The organism is Clostridium mucosae (assembly GCF_024622765.1).
GTDB lineage: Bacteria > Bacillota > Clostridia > Clostridiales > Clostridiaceae > Clostridium.
In genome coordinates this window covers 1-22,561 of sequence record NZ_JANKAF010000015.1, presented here as the reverse complement: position 1 = coordinate 22,561, position 22,561 = coordinate 1, and the positions used below count along the sequence as shown (strand labels likewise).

21 protein-coding genes are annotated in these 22,561 nt (G+C 29.2%); 19 read left to right on the top strand and 2 right to left on the bottom strand.

Features of this window, described 5'->3' with window-relative positions; all coding sequences use genetic code 11:
• Window positions 1-108 precede the first annotated feature (108 nt).
• Both NSA50_RS14765 and holA read left to right on the top strand, forming a co-directional pair.
• Window positions 109-1,653 (top strand): ComEC/Rec2 family competence protein, encoded by a 1,545-nt coding sequence (locus NSA50_RS14765; protein ID WP_257446243.1) that lies wholly within the window; start codon window positions 109-111, stop codon window positions 1,651-1,653.
• Window positions 1,654-1,669: 16 nt separating this feature from the next.
• Window positions 1,670-2,701 (top strand): DNA polymerase III subunit delta, encoded by a 1,032-nt coding sequence (holA, locus tag NSA50_RS14760; protein WP_195263252.1) that lies wholly within the window; start codon window positions 1,670-1,672, stop codon window positions 2,699-2,701.
• A 45-nt stretch (window positions 2,702-2,746) separates the two neighbouring features.
• Here the strand turns inward: holA and rpsT are convergent, their stop codons facing one another.
• Window positions 2,747-3,010, bottom strand: a complete 264-nt coding sequence (gene rpsT / locus NSA50_RS14755) for a 30S ribosomal protein S20 (protein ID WP_008677290.1) — start codon at window positions 3,008-3,010, stop codon at window positions 2,747-2,749.
• Window positions 3,011-3,185: 175 nt separating this feature from the next.
• Between rpsT and gpr the strand changes: the two genes are divergently transcribed.
• From gpr to lepA, 4 genes are all read left to right on the top strand, one after another.
• Window positions 3,186-4,160: a GPR endopeptidase gene (gene gpr, locus NSA50_RS14750; RefSeq protein WP_195263253.1), complete on the top strand. Its 975-nt coding sequence runs from the start codon at window positions 3,186-3,188 to the stop codon at window positions 4,158-4,160.
• A 78-nt stretch (window positions 4,161-4,238) separates the two neighbouring features.
• Window positions 4,239-5,339: a stage II sporulation protein P gene (locus NSA50_RS14745; protein WP_195263254.1), complete on the top strand. Its 1,101-nt coding sequence runs from the start codon at window positions 4,239-4,241 to the stop codon at window positions 5,337-5,339.
• A gap of 64 nt (window positions 5,340-5,403) precedes the next feature.
• Window positions 5,404-5,961, top strand: coding sequence for a hypothetical protein (locus tag NSA50_RS14740; protein WP_257446240.1), 558 nt, complete (start codon window positions 5,404-5,406; stop codon window positions 5,959-5,961).
• A gap of 137 nt (window positions 5,962-6,098) precedes the next feature.
• Window positions 6,099-7,907 (top strand): translation elongation factor 4, encoded by a 1,809-nt coding sequence (lepA, locus tag NSA50_RS14735; protein WP_257446238.1) that lies wholly within the window; start codon window positions 6,099-6,101, stop codon window positions 7,905-7,907.
• A gap of 124 nt (window positions 7,908-8,031) precedes the next feature.
• On the opposite strand, the gene NSA50_RS14730 is transcribed toward lepA, so the two are convergent.
• Window positions 8,032-8,943 carry a patatin-like phospholipase family protein gene (locus NSA50_RS14730; RefSeq protein WP_257446235.1) on the bottom strand — a complete coding sequence of 304 codons (912 nt, stop codon included), beginning with the start codon at window positions 8,941-8,943 and terminating at the stop codon, window positions 8,032-8,034.
• Between the two features lie 218 nt (window positions 8,944-9,161).
• On the opposite strand from NSA50_RS14730, the gene NSA50_RS14725 reads away from it, so the two are divergent.
• The 13 genes from NSA50_RS14725 to rpsU all read left to right on the top strand — a co-directional run bounded on the left by NSA50_RS14725 (window position 9,162) and on the right by rpsU (window position 22,058).
• Complete coding sequence (locus tag NSA50_RS14725; protein ID WP_195263258.1) at window positions 9,162-9,431, top strand: hypothetical protein; 270 nt, start codon at window positions 9,162-9,164, stop codon at window positions 9,429-9,431.
• A 96-nt stretch (window positions 9,432-9,527) separates the two neighbouring features.
• On the top strand, window positions 9,528-10,685 hold the full coding sequence (hemW, locus tag NSA50_RS14720) for a radical SAM family heme chaperone HemW (protein ID WP_374940977.1): 1,158 nt from the start codon (window positions 9,528-9,530) through the stop codon (window positions 10,683-10,685).
• Window positions 10,686-10,874: 189 nt separating this feature from the next.
• The gene (gene hrcA, locus NSA50_RS14715) at window positions 10,875-11,906 is read left to right on the top strand and encodes a heat-inducible transcriptional repressor HrcA (RefSeq protein WP_195263382.1); all 1,032 of its coding nucleotides are present in this window, start codon (window positions 10,875-10,877) and stop codon (window positions 11,904-11,906) included.
• A gap of 18 nt (window positions 11,907-11,924) precedes the next feature.
• The gene (grpE, locus tag NSA50_RS14710) at window positions 11,925-12,536 is read left to right on the top strand and encodes a nucleotide exchange factor GrpE (RefSeq protein ID WP_257446230.1); all 612 of its coding nucleotides are present in this window, start codon (window positions 11,925-11,927) and stop codon (window positions 12,534-12,536) included.
• A 56-nt stretch (window positions 12,537-12,592) separates the two neighbouring features.
• Entirely contained in the window at window positions 12,593-14,449 is a 1,857-nt protein-coding gene (gene dnaK / locus NSA50_RS14705) for a molecular chaperone DnaK (protein WP_195263260.1), read from the top strand.
• Window positions 14,450-14,560: 111 nt separating this feature from the next.
• Window positions 14,561-15,691, top strand: a complete 1,131-nt coding sequence (dnaJ, locus tag NSA50_RS14700) for a molecular chaperone DnaJ (protein ID WP_195429411.1) — start codon at window positions 14,561-14,563, stop codon at window positions 15,689-15,691.
• A gap of 181 nt (window positions 15,692-15,872) precedes the next feature.
• The gene (locus tag NSA50_RS14695; protein WP_257446226.1) at window positions 15,873-17,423 is read left to right on the top strand and encodes a nitrite/sulfite reductase; all 1,551 of its coding nucleotides are present in this window, start codon (window positions 15,873-15,875) and stop codon (window positions 17,421-17,423) included.
• A 150-nt stretch (window positions 17,424-17,573) separates the two neighbouring features.
• A complete protein-coding gene (gene tpx / locus NSA50_RS14690; RefSeq protein WP_257446223.1) occupies window positions 17,574-18,071 on the top strand; it encodes a thiol peroxidase in 498 nt (165 codons plus the stop codon).
• Window positions 18,072-18,234: 163 nt separating this feature from the next.
• Window positions 18,235-19,176 carry a 50S ribosomal protein L11 methyltransferase gene (gene prmA / locus NSA50_RS14685; protein WP_195263264.1) on the top strand — a complete coding sequence of 314 codons (942 nt, stop codon included), beginning with the start codon at window positions 18,235-18,237 and terminating at the stop codon, window positions 19,174-19,176.
• 18 nt (window positions 19,177-19,194) lie between these two features.
• Entirely contained in the window at window positions 19,195-19,947 is a 753-nt protein-coding gene (locus NSA50_RS14680) for a 16S rRNA (uracil(1498)-N(3))-methyltransferase (RefSeq protein WP_257446218.1), read from the top strand.
• A 2-nt stretch (window positions 19,948-19,949) separates the two neighbouring features.
• Window positions 19,950-21,254 carry a tRNA (N(6)-L-threonylcarbamoyladenosine(37)-C(2))-methylthiotransferase MtaB gene (gene mtaB / locus NSA50_RS14675; RefSeq protein ID WP_257446216.1) on the top strand — a complete coding sequence of 435 codons (1,305 nt, stop codon included), beginning with the start codon at window positions 19,950-19,952 and terminating at the stop codon, window positions 21,252-21,254.
• 165 nt (window positions 21,255-21,419) lie between these two features.
• Entirely contained in the window at window positions 21,420-21,761 is a 342-nt protein-coding gene (locus NSA50_RS14670) for a histidine triad nucleotide-binding protein (protein ID WP_195429419.1), read from the top strand.
• Window positions 21,762-21,881: 120 nt separating this feature from the next.
• On the top strand, window positions 21,882-22,058 hold the full coding sequence (rpsU, locus tag NSA50_RS14665) for a 30S ribosomal protein S21 (protein WP_003441547.1): 177 nt from the start codon (window positions 21,882-21,884) through the stop codon (window positions 22,056-22,058).
• The last annotated feature ends 503 nt before the right edge of the window (window positions 22,059-22,561 follow it).

Sequence of the window (22,561 nt, the reverse complement as noted above, 5' to 3'; positions counted from 1 at the left end):
ATATTTATTACTTTTATATTATCAAGTTATATATTTATAATTTCAAATAAAAATATTTGGCTAGCAATACTTATTGCTAGCTGTTTTTTTATAATGCTAATATTCAAAATGAATTTGAGGTTAACTATTATTCTTATAGCTTTCTTTTTTATACCTATAATTAATAATATTTATTATTATAATTTTGAGGTTCACGAAAAGGAAAATGTGCGAATAATATCGCTTAATTCTTATGGAGCAACTGCTGAGGTATCAAAAAGAAAGATATATTTAACTGGCAATTTAAAAAATGTTAAATTAGGAGAAAGGCTTATAATAACTGGAGAGTTTACTAAAGAAATAAATAAAGAAAAAGGGGTAATAGGAGAGTTTAAAGTAGATGAATTTAAGAAATTAAATGTTGATTTAAAAGGTAAAATATATAGGATGAGAGAGTATATATTTTATGCATTAAAGGAAAAGTTAGGATATAGAAGAGCGGCAATAGTTACATCTATATCGTTTGGATATTCAGATTTTTTAGATAAAGATGATGAAGAAGATATGAAAAATCTGGGGGTACTTCATGCAATTTCTGTATCAGGCCTTCATATGGTTTTAGTTTACTCTATATTAAAAAAGATATTTGGAAGCAAACTTGCGCCTATAGTTTCTATAATCTATGTAATATTTACAGGTGCTGCTTTATCAACTGTAAGGTCCTATATAATGATGTTATTTATGGGATTAGCAACTCCTTTAAAAAGAAATTACAATCAACTTGCATCATTATCTATGGCTGGTATTGTATTGGTTTTATATAAGCCATATAGCATATTTGAAGTAGGCTTTCAATTAAGTTTTTTAGCTACTCTTGGAATAATAATATTTAATAAAACAATAAATAAAAAGTTATATAGATTTCCTAAGTTTTTAAGGGAAGGTGTATCTATTTGTTTATCATCACAAATTTTTACATTTCCAATTTTAATAATATATTTTAAAGAGTTCTCTTTGGGGTTTCTTATGGGAAATTTAATACTCTTACCTTTAATAAATATAGTAGTTGTGCTAGGAAATTTATTAGCTATTTTAGTTAAAGTTAACCTTCTGTTTAACTATATATCATTTATAACTTATTATGTAACTTTATTTATAGATATATCAACAGAGTGGCTACTAAATATAACACCAAATTCTTTATATTTAAATGAAATAGTAATTATATGCTATATTGTTATGTGGATTACATGTTACTTTTATTATAAAGGCTATGGAAGGGTTATTTATTTCCCTCTAATACTAGTTTTCTATTATTACATACTAGTATATAGCCCATTTCCTAAGATAGAATATTATAAAGATGGAATAATATCAATAAGTTTTAAAGGAGAGCGTAGTGTAGTTGCTTTGAAAAAAAGTGTGGATTTAGAAAAATATAAAATAGTAACTTTATCACAAAATTCATATAATAATTTTAATACTATAAGAATAAGTGATGGTTATCAAATGTTAAAAGATAATAAAGATATTATATTAAAAGGTAGAAATAAGAATTATGTACTTAAGATATCAAAAGGGAAAAATGATTTTAATTATGATATAATAGATTTTAAGTCAAGTAATTATGGTAAGATAATTTTGCTTGAAAATAATATTTTAGTATTTAATTAAAGAAAGGTAGATTAAGTTGATAGATTTTGATGCACTAGAAGGTGAAGTTAAAAAGAGTAAAATAGAAAATTCTTATATTTTTTGTGGTTTAGATGAGGAACTTATAAAAGAAGGAATAAACTTAATTGTAAATGATACTGTAGATAAATCTTTACTAGATTTAAATTATATAAGGTTAGATGGATTAACTACAAATCTTGATGAAATTATGAATGCTTGTGAAACAATGCCTTTTATGGGGGATAAAAAAGTTGTAGTTGTATATAGAGCAGCGTTTTTAAAAGATAAAACAGATAGTGCAAACACTAAAACTTATAATGAAGTATTAAAATATCTAAAGGATTTACCTCCTTATACAGTACTAATAATGTATTATTTATTTAATGATAAAAGAGATACTCCTAAAAAGAATAATAAAATAAAATCCTTAGATAAAGTTTCTAAAGTAGTTTATTTTGATAGGCTTAAAAAAGATAGGTATTATAAAAAAGTAGAGGAAGTATTTAAAGCTAATGGAAAAGAAATAGGAAAGATAGAAGCACGATATTTTGCTGAAAAGGTCCAAAATAATTTTGATATAATTAAGAGGGAAGCAGATAAGATTATATCCTATACTAATGGAGCTCAAATAACTAAAAGAGACATAGATAAGCTTATAGCTAATTCTAGTGAAGATGATATATTCGATTTAATTGATTTAATATCTCAAAGAAAAGTAGAAAGAGCAATTGATTTATTAGATGAATTATTATTTAAAAGCGATCAACATATGCTGATAATAAGCAATATAGAAAATAATTTCAAAAGACTATATGAAATTAAAGTTCTTAGTCAAAATGGAGTTAATATAAATGATCTTGCAAGTAAGTATAGGCTACCAACTTTCATATGCGAAAAGCTTGTTAACCAATGTAATAAATTTACTATAAAGCAATTGCAAAAATTAATGGAAATTTGTTTAGAAACTGAAAAAAAGCTGAAAACATCTGGTGTAGATAAAACTATGGAGATGGAACTAATGCTTTTTAATATATTTATGGTAAAGTAATCATAAAAAATAATAGCCGGTCCAATGGACCGGCTTCTTATTTGATTACGCCATAGCGTTTAACTTTGCAGCTAATCTTGATTTCTTTCTAGCTACCATGTTCTTGTGACATACTCCTTTTTGAGCTGCCATGTCTAAAGCTTTAACAGCCTTAGGGAAAAGAACGTTAGCTTCTTCTGCATTATTTGCAGCAACAGCAGTTTCAAACTTCTTTATAGCAGTCTTTAAAGCTGATTTTATCATTCTGTTTTGAGCAGTTTTAGCTTCTGTAACTTTAATTCTCTTTTTTGCTGATTTAATATTTGCCATTCTAAATTCACCCCCTTAATAATTTTATAGGGTCTCTTTGCAGTTTTGGGGAAATCTGCGTTCGAGTTCGTTTTTAACATACTAGATTATATCATTGAAAGTTTATAAGTTCAAGTATTAAATTATAACATTAAGGAAAAATAAGAGGGATGGAAGATTTTTAGGAGGTATTTTTATGATAAATGTAAGAACAGATTTAGCTATAGAAGCACGAGATATGTATACAAAAGAAAATAAAAGAGATCTTGATGGAGTTATTGTAGAAGAAGAGAAGGAAGATGATATAAAAATAACTACAGTAACTATAGAAAGTGACGAAGCAGGAAAGGAGCTTGGAAAACCTAAAGGGAATTATATTACTATAGATTTCCCGGAATTCACACATTATGATGGAGAATCTATGGATAAAGTTTCTAAGGTTGTTGACAATGTATTAAAAAGATTGGTTGATATATCAGAAGATAAGACAGCTTTAGTAGTTGGACTTGGAAACTGGAATGTAACTCCTGATGCACTTGGGCCAAAGGTAACAGAAAAAATTATGGTAACTAGACATTTGAAACAAGTTATGCCAGATGCGATAGATGATTCAGTGAGACCAGTTTGTTGTATATCTCCAGGCGTTCTAGGTGTTACTGGAATAGAAACAGGAGAAATAGTGAAATCTTTAGTAGATAGAATAAAGCCAGATTTAGTTATATGTATAGATGCATTAGGCTCTAGAAAGTTAGAAAGAGTTAATAGAACTATTCAAATAAGTGATACTGGAATTTCTCCAGGAGCAGGTGTTGGTAATCATAGGATGAAAATAAACGAAGAAGTATTAGGAGTAAAGGTTATTGCAATTGGAGTTCCAACTGTGGTTCATGCATCAACAATAGCAAATGATACTATTGATTTACTACTTGATGAACTTATAAGTAAGGCTGAAAGTGGAAAAGAATTTTATAATATGCTAAAATCAGTAGATAAAGTAGAAAAAAGCGCTTTAATAAAGGAAATACTAGATCCTTTTGTTGGAGATTTAATGGTAACACCTAAAGATGTGGATGCAGTTATAGAGTCTTTAGCTAAAATAATTGCTAATGGAATAAATATGGCAGTACAACCAAACTTAGATATGGAAGACATAAATAAATTTATGAATTAATCAAATAAATTTTGATAAAAGTATTAATAATTATGTAACTCCCTTAATATAAATAATAGAGAGAAGGGGGAGTTGCCGTTGTATTCATTAAGACAAACTATACCTAAACAAAAATCAAGAGGTGTTAGAGGAAAACCAGCTTCTGCTAAACCTAATTTTAATGTTGGATATGCAATAATTATACTTGCTGTTATTGTGTTTTTTATAAGAGCAATGGGAGTTATAAATAAGTACAATGAACGAGGTGGTTATGCATATGTTCAAATGTTAAACTTTACTATGCCAGTTGTGAAAACTCAAGTATATGATGAAGGCGAATATGTAGAAAATAACCTTTCAGTAAAAAATGTAGTTTTAGAAGCTTTAGGTCTTAGAGGGTTTAGTACTTATGGAATAGTTGGAAGAGAAATAAGTTTATTTAAAGATAGTACTTTAGGGGATTCTATTTTAGGATCAGCAATAAAAAAATTAACACCATTTTCATTAAAAAATGATAGTATAGCTAAAATGACTTCAGAGGATATTGCGGAATTAAATAAAGTAAGTGCAGCATATGATCCAAGTTTAAAGAAAGTATTAGATAACTCAAAGCCAGAAATTCTTATATTCCATACACATACAACGGAAAACTATGCTGAAGCGGGAAAAGATACTACAGATAGTAATTTTAACGTTGTAGGTGTTGGTGATGTTTTAGCAAAAGAGCTTGAAGAAGGATATGGAATATCAGTAATGCATGATAAAACAAATCATAGTGTTTCTTATAATGATAGTTATACAAGATCGAATGAAACTTTAAGAAAGTACTTGGATAAATATGGAGATTTTAAAATAATCATAGATTTGCACAGAGACAGTGTATCTAATAAAGATGCAGTTACAGTTAATTTAAATAACCAAAATTTAGCTAAGATGATGTTTGTTACAGGACAAAACAGTACAAGATATTCAGCTAATAAAGCTTTAGTTGATGAATTGTATAATACAGCTAATACCCTATTTCCAGGAATAATTAGAAATACTTATGAATATGAAATTGCAGCAACTTCTATTAATTATAGTTTAAGTGATAATTTTGTACTTATAGAAGTAGGAGCAAATGTAAATACTGCTCAAGAAGCAAAATTAACTGCAAAATATATAGCAAGAGTATTGGCAGAACATTTAAATAGGAATTAAATTGAATAAAAGTTGATATTTATGAGCATCCTTTTAGATAATAAAAAAACTAGGGGGTGCTTTTTTGTTTAATAAAAAAGTCTTAATAGGAACAATAATTTTTTCCTTGTTAGTTTTCATTGGCTTTGTCCAAATTAATATTGTAAATACTAGAGCATTATCACCAATTGGTAATGGTGAAGATAACTATCAATTAGTAAAAGAAGAATTTGGAGAAGATTTTGAGGAATTTATAAGAGATAATGCAGAAGTTAAAATTTATACTACTGATGAAAATAATGAAAATACAACTATAAAAGTATCAGATAAAGAGTTTATGATAAATGCTAATAATCCAATAACAGAAAAAATTTATATGTTAGGAAGTAATATATATAATGGGTTTAATAGTATAAAGAATAAAATTAATGAGAAAATAAAGAGTGATTATAAAGATGAAGAAATAAACTCTATAAATGAAAGCAATGAAGAAAATGGAGATAGTAAAGAAGGTTCAAATGATACAGAAGGTGTAAATGATAAAGAAAGTGAATCTAGTGATAAGGATAAAAATACAAACTCTAAAACAACTAATGATAAATTAGACAAAATAGTTGATGACTTTTTAGAGAAATCTAATTAAATATAGTATTTTACAGGGTTTAACAACTTCATATTTATATTGACATGTATCCTAGGCATTGTGATATAATTTACTTTGATTTAATTATAATGGGGGTGAAGTGACTATTAACCAAAAAAACGGTTGTAGTTTTATATATGAGTAGTAATAGACAAAAACATATTAGAAATTTTTCAATAGTTGCCCATATAGATCATGGGAAGTCAACCCTAGCGGATAGATTATTAGAAGCCACAGGAACTCTAACACAAAGAGAAATGGAAGAGCAAATCCTTGACAATATGGAAATAGAAAGAGAAAGAGGAATAACTATTAAGTCTCAAGCAGCAAGACTTATATATAGAAGATCAGATGGAGAAGAGTATATATTAAACTTAATAGATACTCCTGGTCACGTAGATTTTACATATGAAGTTTCAAGAAGCTTAGCTGCATGTGAAGGTGCAATATTAGTTGTAGATGCTACACAAGGTGTTCAAGCACAAACTTTAGCTAATTGTTATTTAGCATTAAACAATGATTTGGAAATAGCTCCAGTAATAAATAAAGTTGACTTACAATCTGCAAGACCAGATGAAGTTAAACAAGAAATAGAAGATATAATAGGAATAGAGGCACAAGATGCTCCAATGATTTCTGCTAAAACAGGGTTAAATATAGGAGATGTTTTAGAAACAGTAGTAGAAAATATACCTGCGCCAGATGGAGATGAAGATGCACCTCTTAAAGCTTTAATATTTGATTCATATTATGATAGTTATAAGGGTGTTGTTTCATATGTAAGAATATTCGATGGTGTAGTTAAGCCAGGAACTAAAATTAAGTTAATGGCTACAAATAAGGTATGCGAAGTTACAGAAGTAGGTGTATTTACTCCTAAGACACTACCGATAGGTGAATTACGTGCAGGAGATGTAGGATATATCGCTGCATCTATTAAAAATGTAAGAGATGCAAGAGTTGGTAATACTATAACTGAAGCAGATAGACCAACAGCTGAAGCTATGCCAGGATATAAGCCAGCCGTACCAATGGTATATTCAGGAATTTATCCTGTAGATGGAGCAAAATACCAAGAGCTTAAAGATGCTTTAGAAAAGCTTCAAATAAACGATGCTGCTTTAAGTTTTGAGCCAGAAACATCTATAGCTTTAGGGTTTGGATTTAGATGTGGATTCTTAGGATTATTACATATGGAAATAATTCAAGAAAGAATTGAAAGAGAATTTAATTTAGATATAATTACAACTGCACCATCAGTTATATACAAGGTAATAAAAACTAATGGTGATATAATAGAACTTACAAATCCTACAAACCTTCCAGAAGCAACAGAGATAGAGTATATGGAGGAGCCAATAGTTAAGGCAAGTATAATAGCACCTTCTGACTATGTTGGAGCTGTAATGGAATTATGTCAAGAAAGAAGAGGAACCTTTATTGACATGCAATATTTAGAGGAAACAAGAGTTTCTATAAATTATGATATTCCATTAAATGAAATAGTATATGATTTCTTTGATACATTAAAATCTAGAACAAGAGGATATGCATCATTAGATTATGAATTTAAGGGATATACTCAAACTGAGCTAGTTAAGCTTGATATAATGTTAAATGGAGATGTTGTAGATGCTTTATCTATGATAGTACCAAGAGAAAAAGCTTACGAAAAAGGAAGAGGAATTGCTGAAAAGCTAAAAGAAATAATTCCTAGACAAATGTTTGAAGTTCCAATTCAAGCAGCAGTTGGTTCAAAGATAATAGCAAGAGAAACAGTTAAGGCTATGAGAAAAGACGTTCTTGCTAAATGTTATGGTGGAGATATATCAAGAAAGAAAAAGCTGTTAGAAAAGCAAAAAGAAGGAAAGAAGAGAATGAGACAAGTGGGATCAGTTGAAATACCACAAGAAGCATTCATGGCAGTTCTTAAAGTAGATAAATAAATTTAAATATCAAAAAGGCTAAGTTTCATAAGGAGACTTAGCCTTTTTGATAGATAACTGTAAGAGTAAGGTGGTAATATTATAGTTTATTATATTCAAGTTTATCTAAAATTGTGAATGCGAATTATTTTAAATAAATGTTTTCGATGTAATTGTATAAAGATGATAAGTCATAAGTATCAGCTACTAACTTTAAATAAGGAATAAATTTATAATCATCCATTTCAATAAACTTAGATATTTTTGGATTTATTCTAAAATATTTAGATTTTAGAATTTCTTTGCAGTACATGTCTTCTAAATCTGACATCCCATCCATTAAAAGAGCTAATAATGGGGATTTCATTTTAGCTAATGGGTGGAATGACCATTGAAATATTCCCCATTTTTCCGTTTTGCCATTGATTTTTTCAGGACTATCACCAGTACCTATTGAAAGTAGTCTTATTTGGTCTAGGCTATAAGAGGGGCCAAGAGAGGCCAAAGCAGTTAATAATGAAATAGCAGTAGGAGAATTAGCAATAACGCCACCATCTATAAAACCCTTATATGATGGAAAGTATGTAGGAGCAGCTGAACTTGATAAAATAGTATCTTTTACACTAAAATCACATGTTGAATTTTTAGATAAATTATTAAAAAATACTGGTTCCCAAGAATTTCCGGTTAATCCCTTTACATGAAATGCGGGAATAAAAATAAATTTTTTTAAGTCTCCAATTTTTAGATTATCATCGAAATAATTCGAGATAATATTCTCTAAATTAATATTATTAAACTTCGGACGAAATAGATTAAAATGAGAGGGAGAAAAAATTTTTTTTGCAGTAGGATTACTATATAAATTATTTATTTCATTAATAGAAACCTCTGTTGCTAATAAGGAAGCAATTATTGAACCAGTTGAAGTACCTGTAAATAAGTCAACTTTATCTAAAAAGTTTGGATATTTAGAACAAATTCTACTTAAAATTTCTACACTTAAGGCACCCTTAATTCCACCACCATCAAAGGCGAGTATTTTAAATGTTTTCAAAATAAACATCTCCTTATATAAACTATTTTTAGTGGTAATCTATAAATAATATATTCAACAAAAGAGTTATTGATATATAAAGTAAAATAAAAATTTAATATTTAACTAAAGTATAAGTAGTCATTAAAATTTAGCTGTTTAACAAATATATTAGTAATTAAAGTTAATAAAGGAAAATATACTTAAATTGTATAAAATATTTAAGTGGGGTGTATATTATGTTAGAGGCAAAATTGAGAGACGTGAATAAGAAGGGAAAGGTATTAAGAAATTTAGGTTTAGTAACTGGAACTATTAAAAGAAAAAATGGAGAAATATCATTAATATCAATGGTTGGTTATAAATTAGAAACATATATTTCAAGAAATGGATTAAAAACAAGAATGAAAATAAATTTTGAAGGCGATATAATTGACACAATTATTGAAAGAGCTCAGAAGGATGTAGTGTTACACAATATTATTAATATAGATCTTATAGAAGTATAAAAATAGGAGAATAAATTATATTATATAATTTATTCTCCTATTTTTATCTTTTCATTTTAATGCATTTCTGTATAATAGCAATAAAGAGAAATTTAAATGATAGAAAGAGTGATTATAGAAATGAAAAATTTAAAAGAAGTAGCACTTTATATACATATACCATTTTGCAAGCAAAAATGTTTTTATTGTGATTTCCCATCTTATGCCTCATTAGATCATCTTAAAGATGATTATGTGGATGCGTTATGTAAGGAGATAGACGAAAAAGTAATAGATTATAAAATTAAAAGCATATTTATAGGTGGAGGAACTCCATCATATTTAGAGACTAATCAAATATATAAATTATTGAAAACTATAAGTAAACTTAATTTAACAGAAAATATGGAATTTACAATGGAATGTAATCCTGGAGCCTTGGAAAAAGAGAAATTAGAAACTATGCTAAGAGGTGGAGTAAATAGAATAAGCATGGGACTTCAAGCAGTACAAAATTCACTTTTAAAAGATATAGGAAGAATACATAGTTTTAAGCAATTTGAAGAAAATTTCAATTTAGCTAGGGAGGTTGGATTTAAAAATATAAATGTTGATTTGATGTTTGGATTACCAAATCAAAAAGTAGATGAATGGAAAGAATCTTTAGAAGTAATTGCAAAGTTAAATCCAGAGCATATTTCTGCTTATAGCCTAATAATAGAGGAAGGAACAGCATTTTATAAATTATGGGAAAGAAATAAACTAATATTACCGTCAGAAGATGAAGAAAGAGAGATGTATTCAATTACTAAGGAAATACTTAAGGAGCATGGATACGAGCAGTATGAAATATCTAATTATGCGAAATCAGGATATGAATGCTATCATAATAAGGTTTATTGGCAATGTGATGACTATTTAGGAGTTGGATCTGCTTCAAGTTCGTTTATTGATGGTAAAAGAATAAAAAATATAGAAAATGTGAAACTCTATATAGAAAAAATTAATAATAATGAAAGTATTATAGAAGAAATAATTAAAAACTCTAAAGAAGATAATATAGAAGAGTTTATATTTATGGGACTTAGAATGAATAAGGGGATAAGCCTTAATGAATTCAAAAAAAGATTTGGAATAGATATAAATAGTATATATAAAGATATTATAGAGAAAAATATAAATAAAAAATTACTCGTATTAGAAAAGGATAATTTAAGGTTAACTGACAAGGGAATTGAGTTATCTAATTTAGTTATGAGTGACTTCATACTGTAAAATGTGGTACGTAGAAAACGAGAGCGTGTTTTAGAAAACGAAAGAAAAATAAAAATAAATTAATAAAATTAAATGAGATTATTTAATTTATCAGTTATTCCAATTGACAAAAAAGGTAATAAGGAATATATTGATATTGTAGTCATTAGCACTCGACGATAATGAGTGCTAACAGATAGAGGTGATGTAATGGCTATTGATGAAAGAAAAATAAAAATACTTCAGGCTATCATTAATGACTATATCATGACAGGGGAACCAGTAGGTTCAAGAACAATAGCTAAGAAATATGATTTAGGAGTTGGATCAGCAACAATAAGAAATGAAATGGCTGATCTAGAGGAAATGGGTTATCTAGAACAACCACATACATCCGCAGGTAGAATACCTTCTAATAAAGGATATAGGCTATATGTAGATAAGTTAATGGAAACTGGAAGATTAACTCGAGAAGAGGAACTCAAAATAAGGGAGTACATTATAAATTCAGCAATGTATGAGGTTGATAAGATAGTAAAGCAAGCTTGTTCATTGTTATCAGAGCTTACTAATTTAACGACTGTAGTACAGACTCCATCTGTGAGAAGTAGCTATATAAGATCTATTCAATTGCTCGCTATTGATAGTCATAATTTGGTTTCAGTAATAGTAGCAGATAGTGGAATTATTAAGAATCATAGAATAAGAGTAAACAATATGCCAAAGCCTGAAACTATTCAAATGATAAATGAAGTCTTAAATATGAGGCTAAGAAATTTAACCATTGAAGAAATTAACTTGGAAGTAATTAATAAGCTCAAAGTAGAATTAAATGGCTATGATGAACTATTTAATGGAATATTACCAGCTCTATATGAAACATTAAAAGAAGCTAACAATACAGAAGTGTTTGTTGAAGGTGCTACAAATATTTTTAATTATCCTGAGTATAATAATATCGAAAAGGCTAAGGAAATTCTTTCTTTAATTAATGATAAGGACAATTTGATAGATTTGATAGAACCTAGTAGTGATATAACCATAAAAATAGGCGATGAAAATTATTTTCCAGAGGCTAAGGAGTGCTCAATTATATCGGCGGAATATTCATTAGATGGAAGACCGATTGGTAAGATTGGATTAATTGGACCAAAGAGGATAAATTACTCTAAGGTTATAGCTATTATGGGGCAAGTTATGAAGGAGTTAAATAAGAGCTTAAGAAATCAAATTATAGAATAAAAGAGATGAGGTGTTGTTGTGGAAGATAACAAAGAAGTAATAGAAGACTTAGAAGAAACAATTGAAGCAGAAAATGTTGAAGATATAAATTCTACTACAGAAGAAGTAGAACAAGAAACAGATCAATCTTCAGATGATATAGTTGAAGAAAATAATGATAAGGAAAATAATCTAGATATTATGAGAAAATTAAAAGATGAAAATAAGAAGCTAAATAATGAAGTTGAAGCTTTGAAAGAAAGATTACTTAGAATATCAGCAGAATATGACAATTACAGAAAAAGAACAACTAAAGAAAAAGAAGGCATTTATACAGATGCATGTACAGATGTATTAAAAGAAATGATACCAGTACTAGATACATTAGAAAGAGCAATAGCTGTTGAAGGAAGTGTGGAAGACTTTAAAAAAGGAATAGACATGACTATAAAAGGATTTAAAGGCTCTTTTGAAAAATTAGGAGTTGAAGAAATAGATGCAACTGGTGAATTCGATCCAAATCTTCATCAAGCAGTCATGCACGTTCAAGATGAATCACTTGGTACTAACTCAGTAGTTGAAGTATTCCAAAAGGGATATAAAAGAGGCGAAAAGATAATTAGACATACAATGGTAAAAGTAGCTAATTAATTATTGATATTAACTAAACTTATATTAAAAAGATAGTTTTTAGGAGGAAATATATTATGGGAAAAATAATAGGAATTGATTTAGGAACAACTAACTCATGTGTAGCTGTTATGGAAGGTGGAGAACCAGTAGTAATCAGCAATTCAGAAGGTGCAAGAACTACTCCTTCAGTAGTTTCATTCCAAGCAAATGGAGAAAGATTAGTAGGGCAAGTAGCTAAAAGACAAGCGATTACAAACCCAGATAAAACAATAATATCAATAAAGAGACATATGGGTACAAATTATAAAGTTAATATAGATGGTAAAGATCATTCACCACAAGAAATATCAGCAATGGTACTTCAAAAAATAAAGGCTGATGCAGAAGCTTATTTAGGTGAATCAGTAACTCAAGCAGTTATAACAGTTCCTGCATATTTTAATGATTCAGAAAGACAAGCGACTAAAGATGCTGGTAAAATAGCTGGATTAGAAGTATTAAGAATAATAAATGAACCTACAGCTGCAGCTTTAGCTTATGGTTTAGATAAAATGGATACAAACCAAAAAATCTTTGTTTATGACTTAGGTGGTGGTACATTCGACGTATCTATCCTAGAACTTGGTGATGGAGTATTCGAAGTTTTATCAACAAATGGAGATACTAAATTAGGTGGAGATGACTTTGACCAAAGAATAATGGATCATATAGCTGAAACATTTAAAGCTGAAAATGGAATAGATTTAAGAAATGATAAAATGGCACTTCAAAGATTAAAAGAAGCTGCTGAAAAAGCTAAGATTGAATTATCATCATCAATGCAAACAAACATTAACTTACCATTTATAACAGCTGATGCAACAGGTCCAAAGCATATTGATATGAACTTAACTAGAGCTAAATTCAATGAAATTACACATGATTTAGTTCAAAGATCAATAGAACCAATGAAGAAAGCTTTATCAGATGCTAACCTTTCATTAAGCGACATCAATAAAGTAATATTAGTTGGTGGATCAACAAGAATTCCAGCTGTTGTAGAAGCAGTTAAAAACTTTACAGGAAAAGAACCTTCAAAGGGAGTAAACCCAGATGAATGTGTTGCAGTTGGAGCAGCTATTCAAGCAGGTGTATTAACTGGAGAAGTTAAAGATGTATTATTACTAGATGTTACTCCATTAACATTAGGAATTGAAACATTAGGCGGAGTTGCTACACCACTTATTGAAAGAAATACTACAATTCCAGCTAAGAAGAGTCAAACATTCTCAACTGCAGCAGATGGTCAAACATCAGTTGAAATTCACGTGGTTCAAGGTGAAAGACAAATGGCAGCTGACAATAAGACTTTAGGTAGATTTACATTATCAGGTATTGCACCAGCTCCAAGAGGAATTCCTCAAATTGAAGTTACATTTGATATAGATGCAAATGGATTAGTTAAAGTATCAGCAGTTGATAAGGCAACTAATAAAGAAGCTAATATAACTATTACAGCTTCAACTAACTTAAGCGAATCTGAAGTAGAAGCAGCAGTAAAAGAAGCAGAAAGATTTGCTGAAGAAGATAAGAAGAGAAAAGAAAAAATAGAAGTCAAGAATAATGCAGATCAAGTTGCATATCAAACAACTAAAACTTTAGAAGAACTTGGTGATAAGGTAACAGCTGACGATAAAGCTAAGATCGAAGCTAAACTTGATGAATTAAATAAAGTTAAAGATGGCGAAGATTTAGAAGCTATCAAGAAAGCAATGGATGAATTAAATCAAGAATTCTATGCAATATCATCTAAGATATATGCTGATGCTAATGCAAATGGTGCAGCAGGAGCAGGATTTGATCCAAACAACATGGGAGGAGCAGGTGCAAGCCAAACTCCACACGATGATAATGTTGTAGATGCAGATTTTGAAGTTAAAGAAGATAAATAATACTTTGAGACAATAAATAGTTGTAACCTATTAGTCTAATAGATATAATATATGAGGGAAGGCAAGAGTCGTCTTCCCTTTTATAAAGTAAAAAAATGGTGGTGAAAATAGATGGCAAATAAAGACTATTATGCATCCCTTGGGCTTGAAAAGGGAGCTTCAGATGAAGAAATAAAAAAGGCCTTTAGAAAGCTAGCTATAAAATATCATCCTGATAAAAACCAAGGAGACAAAGAAGCAGAGGATAAGTTTAAAGAAATAAATGAAGCTTATCAAGTGCTTTCAGATCCTGAGAAAAAAGCAAGATATGATCAGTTTGGAACGGCTGATTTTGATGGAAGTGGATTTGGATCAGGTGGATTTGGTGGCTTTGACTTCTCAGATATGGGAGGTTTTGGAGATATATTTGATAGCTTCTTTGGTGGTGGCGGCGGTGGCAGCAGAAGACGAAATGGACCACAAAGAGGTGCTGATTTAGAATATACAGTTAATTTAACGTTTGAAGAGGCAATATTTGGAGTAGAAAAGGAAATTTCTATAAATAGAAGTGAAACTTGTGATTCATGTAAAGGTAGTGGAGCTAAAACTGGAACTTCAGCAAAGACTTGTCCAACATGTAATGGGCAAGGTCAAGTAAGAGTACAAAGACAAACACCTTTAGGAAGTTTTGTTAGTACTTCAACATGTAATACATGTGGTGGTAGTGGTAAAGTAATAGATGAACCATGTAATACATGTCATGGAAAAGGAAATGTTAGAAAGAATAGAAAAATAACTGTTAATATTCCAGCTGGAGTAGATACAGGAAATGTTATGCCGCTTAGAGGACAAGGAGATCATGGAACTAATGATGGCACTCCAGGAGATTTATATGTAAGAATAAATGTTGCTCCATCTAAGAAATTTACAAGAAAGGGAAATGATATATATATAGATACTCATATATCTATGGGAAAAGCAGCATTAGGAACTGAAATAACTGTTGCAACTGTGGATGGAGATGTAAAATATACAATCCCAGCAGGAACACAATCAGGTACTTTATTTAGATTAAAAGGAAAAGGTGTTCCAAGAGTAAATTCATCAGGTAGAGGAGATCAATACGTTAAGGTAATTGTTGATATCCCTAAGAACCTAAATGACAAGCAAAAAGATGCGCTAAAGGCATTTATGGAAGCATGTGGAGAAAATGTTGGTGATGTAACTCCTCATAAAAAAGGACTTAAAGATTTATTTAAATAAAAGGATTAGCGTGACGCTAATCTTTTTTTATAAAATCTATAATATATGCACACAATACTAAAAGTGATATACTTACATTATAAGTTTTCCCTATCATTACTATAGGAATATCTAATAAATGCAGATTATATTTAGTGATATAATTAACAATAGTATGAATTTAATAAAGAGGTGGTAAAAAATGAATAAACTAAAAGAAGTTCTATATGGAGAAATAGAAGAATTTAGAAAAGAAGGACACAAATTTTTAAATGGGGAATTAAATGTAATGCAATTTAAACATGCATCTGGAGGATTTGGTGTATATGCACATAGGGGTGGTAAGGAATTTATGATAAGGCTTAGAATTCCTTCAGGTATAACTAATGTTGATGAGATGTATAAAGTCTATGGCTTTGCGGAAAAGTATGGATTAGATAAAATACATTTTACAACACGACAAGCAATTCAATTACACGGACTAAGTATAGATGAAGTTTGCGATTTAATGAAGGAAGCTTTAGATAATGATATATATACTAGAGGTGCAGGTGGTAATTATCCAAGAAATGTTGCTATGTCACCATTATCAGGTGTTGATCCAGAAGTGGAATTTGATGTAACTCCTTATGCTATAGCTGTAGGAAATTATTTTTTAGAAAGAATATATACTTATAAGCTTCCTAGAAAACTAAAGGTTTCATTTTCAAGCAGTGAATATGATGCAGCACATTGTACAGTTCAAGATTTAGGTTTTGTTGCGGTAAATAAGGATGGAAAAAAATATTTTCAAATATATTTAGGTGGAGGATTAGGACAAAATCCTAGAAAAGCAGTTAAATATTATGATTTAGTTGAAGCAAAAGATGTACTTTATTATGTAGAAGCAATGGTAAGCTTATTTAAAGCTGAAGGAAATTATGAAAATAGAAATAAAGCGCGTGTTAGATATATTTTAGATAGAATGGGCGAAAAGGATTTCTTAGAATGTTATAAAAAGCATATCGAAGAAGTTATGGAAAAGGGTAATTTAGAAATACAAGTTGAAGATAAGGTTTATAATAAAGAAGGAATAGAAGTAGCAATTAATAATCCAAGAATTATCAAACAAAAACAAACAGGATTATATAGTGTTTATCTTCATCCAATTGGAGGACAATTACCTGTTAGTGATTTAAAAGCAATTTTAGATACTATAAAAAACTTTGAAGATGTAGAAATTAGATTAGCTATGACAGAAGGAGTTTATTTTAGAAACTTAAACGGCAATGAAGCAAAAGAGTTATTAGAATTAACTGAAAACATGGGTGCTAAAACTGATTTCGAACAAAGTGTATCTTGCATAGGGGTTCCAACATGTCAAATTGGTATATGCAATAGCCAAGGAACTTTAAACTCAATAATGGAATACTTTAAAGAAAAAGAATACAAATCAGATGTATTACCAAAAGTTTACATATCAGGATGCGGTAATTCTTGTGGAGTTCATCAAATTGGGGCTATAGGATTTACAGGAAAGAAAAAGAGAGTTGGAGAAAAGATAGAAGAGTGTTTTGCTATGTCTGCTGGTGGATCATTTGGTGTAGGAAAAACAAACTTAGGAAATCCTTATGGTGATATTCCAGCAAATAGGATTCCAGAACTTTTATATGAACTTTCTAAAGAAATAGAAGCTAGCAATTTAAAATTTGAAGAATATCTAGAAGAAAAAGAAGAAAGTTTTAAAGAAATAGTAAATAAATACGCAGTATAGATATTTAATTAACTACCTTCGCCTTATAGTAGAAAATAATTATGATAATAAATATTTACAAATAATTATTATCGAGTATAATTTAAATATATAATTATATGAGATTTTGGAAAAGATAAAATAGAAATCTTAAAGTAAGGAGAAGGGAAAATGAAACAAGTAAAATTTCAAGGATCACCAATAACATTAGAAGGAAATATATTAAATGTTGGAGATAAGTTACCAAACTTTTCAGTTACAACAAATGATTTAGGAGAATTTACTCTTAATGATACAAAGGGTGTTAGAGTATTTTTAACAGTACCTTCAATAGATACACCAGTTTGTGATATGGAAGTAAAGAGATTTAATAAAGAAGTAGATAGTTTAGATGGAGTAACTTGTTATACTATTTCAATGGATTTACCATTTGCACAAGCAAGATGGTGTGGATCAGAAGGAGTAGAAAAAGTTAAGACCTTATCAGATTATAAGGATAGAAGATTTGCTAAGGCTACTGGAACTTATGCTAAGGAATTAGGTTTATTAACAAGAGCATCATTTGTTGTAGATTCAAATGGTATTGTAACTTTTGTTGAATATCTTGATGAAATAACAAGTGAACCAAGTTATGATAAAGTTTTAGAAGCAGCTAAAGCAGCAAAATAATATATATTAAAAATTAAAAGTATTTGGGTTTACCAAATACTTTTAATTTTTATATTTTATTTAAAAGGAATTAATTACTTTAGTTTTAAATATAGACAGAAAGTTAACATAAGTGTAAAATAATAAATTAGTCAAAGTATGTTTGAAAGGACTGATTTAATAAATGCAAGGAACTTGGATAGAGGTTAGAGTTATAACTAAAAGTGAGGCGCTAGAACCTGTTTCTGGAATATTTTATGGATTAGATTGTAAAGGAGTTGCAATTGAAGATCCAAATGACATATTAGAAAGAGAACAAGGACCATTAACTTGGGATTTTGCAGATATCAATGTATTAGAACATAAAGGAAAAGTTGCAGTAGTTAAAGCTTATTTTTCAGAAGAAGATAATATAGATGAGATAATAAATTATGTAAATGAAAAAATGAGTGAAATTAAGGAACTTGGAATTGATACAGGAGTAGCTAAAGTAGAAAGTGAAAAAATGTTTGAAGAAGACTGGGCTAATACATGGAAAAAGTATTATAAGCCAACTAAGGTTGGAGAAAAGATAGTTGTAAAGCCTATATGGGAAGAATATGATGCCAAGGGGGAGGAACTAGTAATAGAGCTTGATCCTGGTATGGCATTTGGAACAGGTACACATGAAACAACAAGAATGTGTATGCAATCTTTAGAAAAGTATGTAAAGGAAGATAGTACTGTTTTTGATGTTGGATGTGGATCAGGAATTCTTGCTATAGCAGCAGCAAAACTTGGTGCTAAAATGGCTGTTGGAGTTGATTTAGATCCAGTTGCAGTTGAATCTGCTAAAGAAAATGTTGGATATAATAATTTAGATAATATACAAATACTATATGGTAATTTAGTAGAAGTAATTGATGGGAAAGCAGACATAGTTGTTGCTAATATAATTGCAGAAGTTATATGTATATTAACAGAAGATGTAAAAAGGGTTTTAAAGGATAATGGATACTTTATTACTTCTGGAATAATACATGATAGGGTAGATATGGTTACTAAAAAGCTTGAAGAAACTGGCTTTGAAGTAGTAGAGATAAATAAAGATGGGGAATGGAACTGTATAGTTGCCAAAGTAAAATAGTTTTAAGGAGAATGAACAATGCATAAATTTTTTACTCCTAAAGAAAATTTTATAGACAATAAAGCCAAAATCTTAGGTGATGATGTAAAACATTTATATAAAGTATTAAGGCTAAATGAAGGGGATAAAATAGTCTTAAATAATTGTGCTGGTGAAGAATTTTTAGCTACTATTTCATCTATAGCAAAGCAAGAAGTACTTGTTGAGATAGAAGAAAAACTTCAAATAAACAATGAAAGTAGTGTAAAGATATATTTATTTCAAGGATTGCCAAAGGCGCAAAAGATGGATTTAATAGTACAAAAAGGTACAGAACTTGGAATTACTGAGTTTATACCAACTTTAACAGAAAGAGTTGATATAAAGCTAAAAGGCGATTTTAAAAAGTTAGATAGACTAAATAGAATAGCTTTAGAAGCAGCTAAGCAAAGTAAAAGAAGTTTAATACCAAATGTAGTGGAGCCAATAACTTTTAATGAAGCTTTAGATAAAATGAAGAATTTAGATCTAGTTATAGTTCCATATGAAAACGCAGAAAACTTTGGAATTAAAACTTTATTTAATAGCACTGATATTGATAAGACTAAAATAAAAACTGTTGGAATACTAGTTGGTCCTGAAGGTGGATTTGAAGAAGATGAAATAAATAAACTAAAAGAAAATGGTGCTTATATAGTAACTTTAGGAAGTAGAATCCTTAGAACAGAGACAGCAGGTTTTGTAGCTACTTCTTTAGTTCAATATGAGCTAGGAGATTTAGGAGGAAATTAATAATGAAAGTTGCATTTTCTACATTAGGATGTAGAGTTAACGTATATGAATCAGAAGCAATGGCTGAAAAGTTTATAAGAGAAGGCTATGAAGTTGTGGATGCGAGTGAAGCAGCTGATGTATATGTAATAAATACTTGTACTGTTACTAATATGGGTGATAAAAAATCAAGACAAATTATAAGTAGAGCAAGAAGATTGAATGAGAATGCTACAGTAGCAGTTGTAGGATGTTATTCACAAATTGCACCTAAAGAAGTTTCAGAAATACCAGGAGTAGATGTAGTTCTTGGAACAAGAAATAAAGGCGATGTTGTTTACTATGTAAATAAGGCTAGAGATGAAGGAAAGTCACAAGTTCATGTTGAAGGTGTACTTAAAAATAGAAAGTTTGAAGAATTAAATATAGAAGAATATCAAGATAAAACAAGAGCATTCTTAAAAATACAAGATGGATGTAATAGATTTTGTACATATTGTATAATTCCATATTCAAGAGGATCAGTATGTTCAAAAGATCCTAAGAAAGTATTAGAAGAAGTTAATAAATTAGCGGAGCATGGATTTAAAGAAATAATATTATCTGGAATACATACAGCTTCTTATGGATTAGATTTAGAAGGAAGTGTAAACTTAATAGACATAATAGAAGAGATAGAAAAAGTAGAAGGAATAGAAAGAATAAGAATAGGATCAATTGAGCCTGCATTCTTTACTCCTGAAGTTATAGAAAAGATAAAGAAGTTTAAGAAGTTATGCCCACATTTCCATTTATCACTACAAAGTGGATGTAATGCTACACTTAAGAGAATGAATAGAAGATATACTGCTAAAGAATATGCGGATTCTGTAAAGCTACTAAGAGAAACTATGCCAGATGTATCTATAACAACAGATGTTATAGTTGGTTTTCCAGGAGAAACGGAAGAGGAATTTAATGAAACATATGAATTCTTAAAAAATATTAAGCTTACTAAAACTCACGTATTTAAATATAGTCCAAGAAAAGGAACTAAAGCTGCAGATATGCAAGATCAAATTGATGGAAGCATAAAGGAAAAAAGAAGTAAGTTATTAATAGAATTAAGCAATAAAAATGAAAAAGAATTCATAGAAAAATTCATAGGAAAAGAAATGGATGCACTTATAGAAACAGAAGTAAAAGGTAAAGATGGTATCTATGAAGGATATACAAGAAACTATATAAAGGTTCAAGTACCATGTACATGTGCAGATGTTACTGGTAAAATAGTTGATATAGAAATTATAGAAGTAGAAAATGAAATAGGAATAGCAAAACTGTTATAGAATTGATAGGTTACAATGCATAATGGATAATTAAGGTGATAATTTAACTTTGTTAAATTATTGGAATAATTATTATATTTTATATAAAAATAAGTTTATAATCAAACTAATAAAAAATTATCAATTGTCAATTAACCATTATCAATTAAAGAAAGGGGTGAATTTATGGATTGTATTTTTTGCAAAATTATAAATGGGGAAATACCAAGTAAAAAGATTTATGAGGATGAAAAGGTCATAGCTTTTCATGATATAAGCCCTGAAGCTCCTGTACATTTTTTGGTTATACCTAAGGAGCATATACAAAATGTAAATGAATTAAATGAAGAAAATTCTAATATTATTTCACACATTTTCTTAGTTATTAATAAACTAGTAAAGGAGCTAAATATAGCTGAATCAGGATATAGAATTGTTAATAACTGTGGAAAAGATGGTGGTCAGACAGTTGACCATATTCATTTTCATGTGCTAGGACAAAGAGAATTAAAATGGCCACCAGGCTAAAGAGTTTTTTATCTCAGAGGTTGACTTTAAGATGTGCCTATTGTATAATATAGCGTGTGTTATTAAGCCCGTAGCTGAGTTAAATTAATTAATTTGAGCTAGCGGAGGGAGGGATAATAGATGTCAGAAATAAAAGTTGGAGAAAACGAAACACTTGAAAGTGCATTAAGAAGATTCAAGAGAAAATGCGCTAGAGCTGGAGTTCTTTCAGAAGTTAGAAAGAGAGAACACTATGAAAAGCCAAGCGTGAAGAGAAAGAAAAAATCAGAAGCTGCTAGAAAGAGAAAATTCAAGTAGAAACTATTTTGGTTTGAAATTTTAATAGAACTTAATTAGAAGCTATTATTGGAGGCTACAATTTATCCAATAACTCTGAATGTATTATTTATAATACATTAAGGTTGAGGACTATAGTTATATATTTTAGCAAAAATAAGTGTAAGAATTATTATACTTGAATTAAAGGGAATAAACAGGATTTAATTAATTGGATATTCTAAAGAAGTAGATCTTGTTATAGTACCTTCCTCAGCAGTTATAAAAGAAAAAATAAAATTATTAAAGGAACGGCTACACCATAGGTGTTAATAACATTTAAGATATAGCTAGGTTTTAATTAGCTTAGTTATGACAAATTAAAGTCAATTTATAATAAGAAGATTAACTAATAAATAAAGGGGCTGTTGCAAAATGATTTTTAATCATTTTGTAGCAACCTCTTTTTTTGCATTTTAAAATTGATATTTTAGGGGTTATAATAAAAACATACTATGAAATATCTGGTTAAATATTTATTTTGT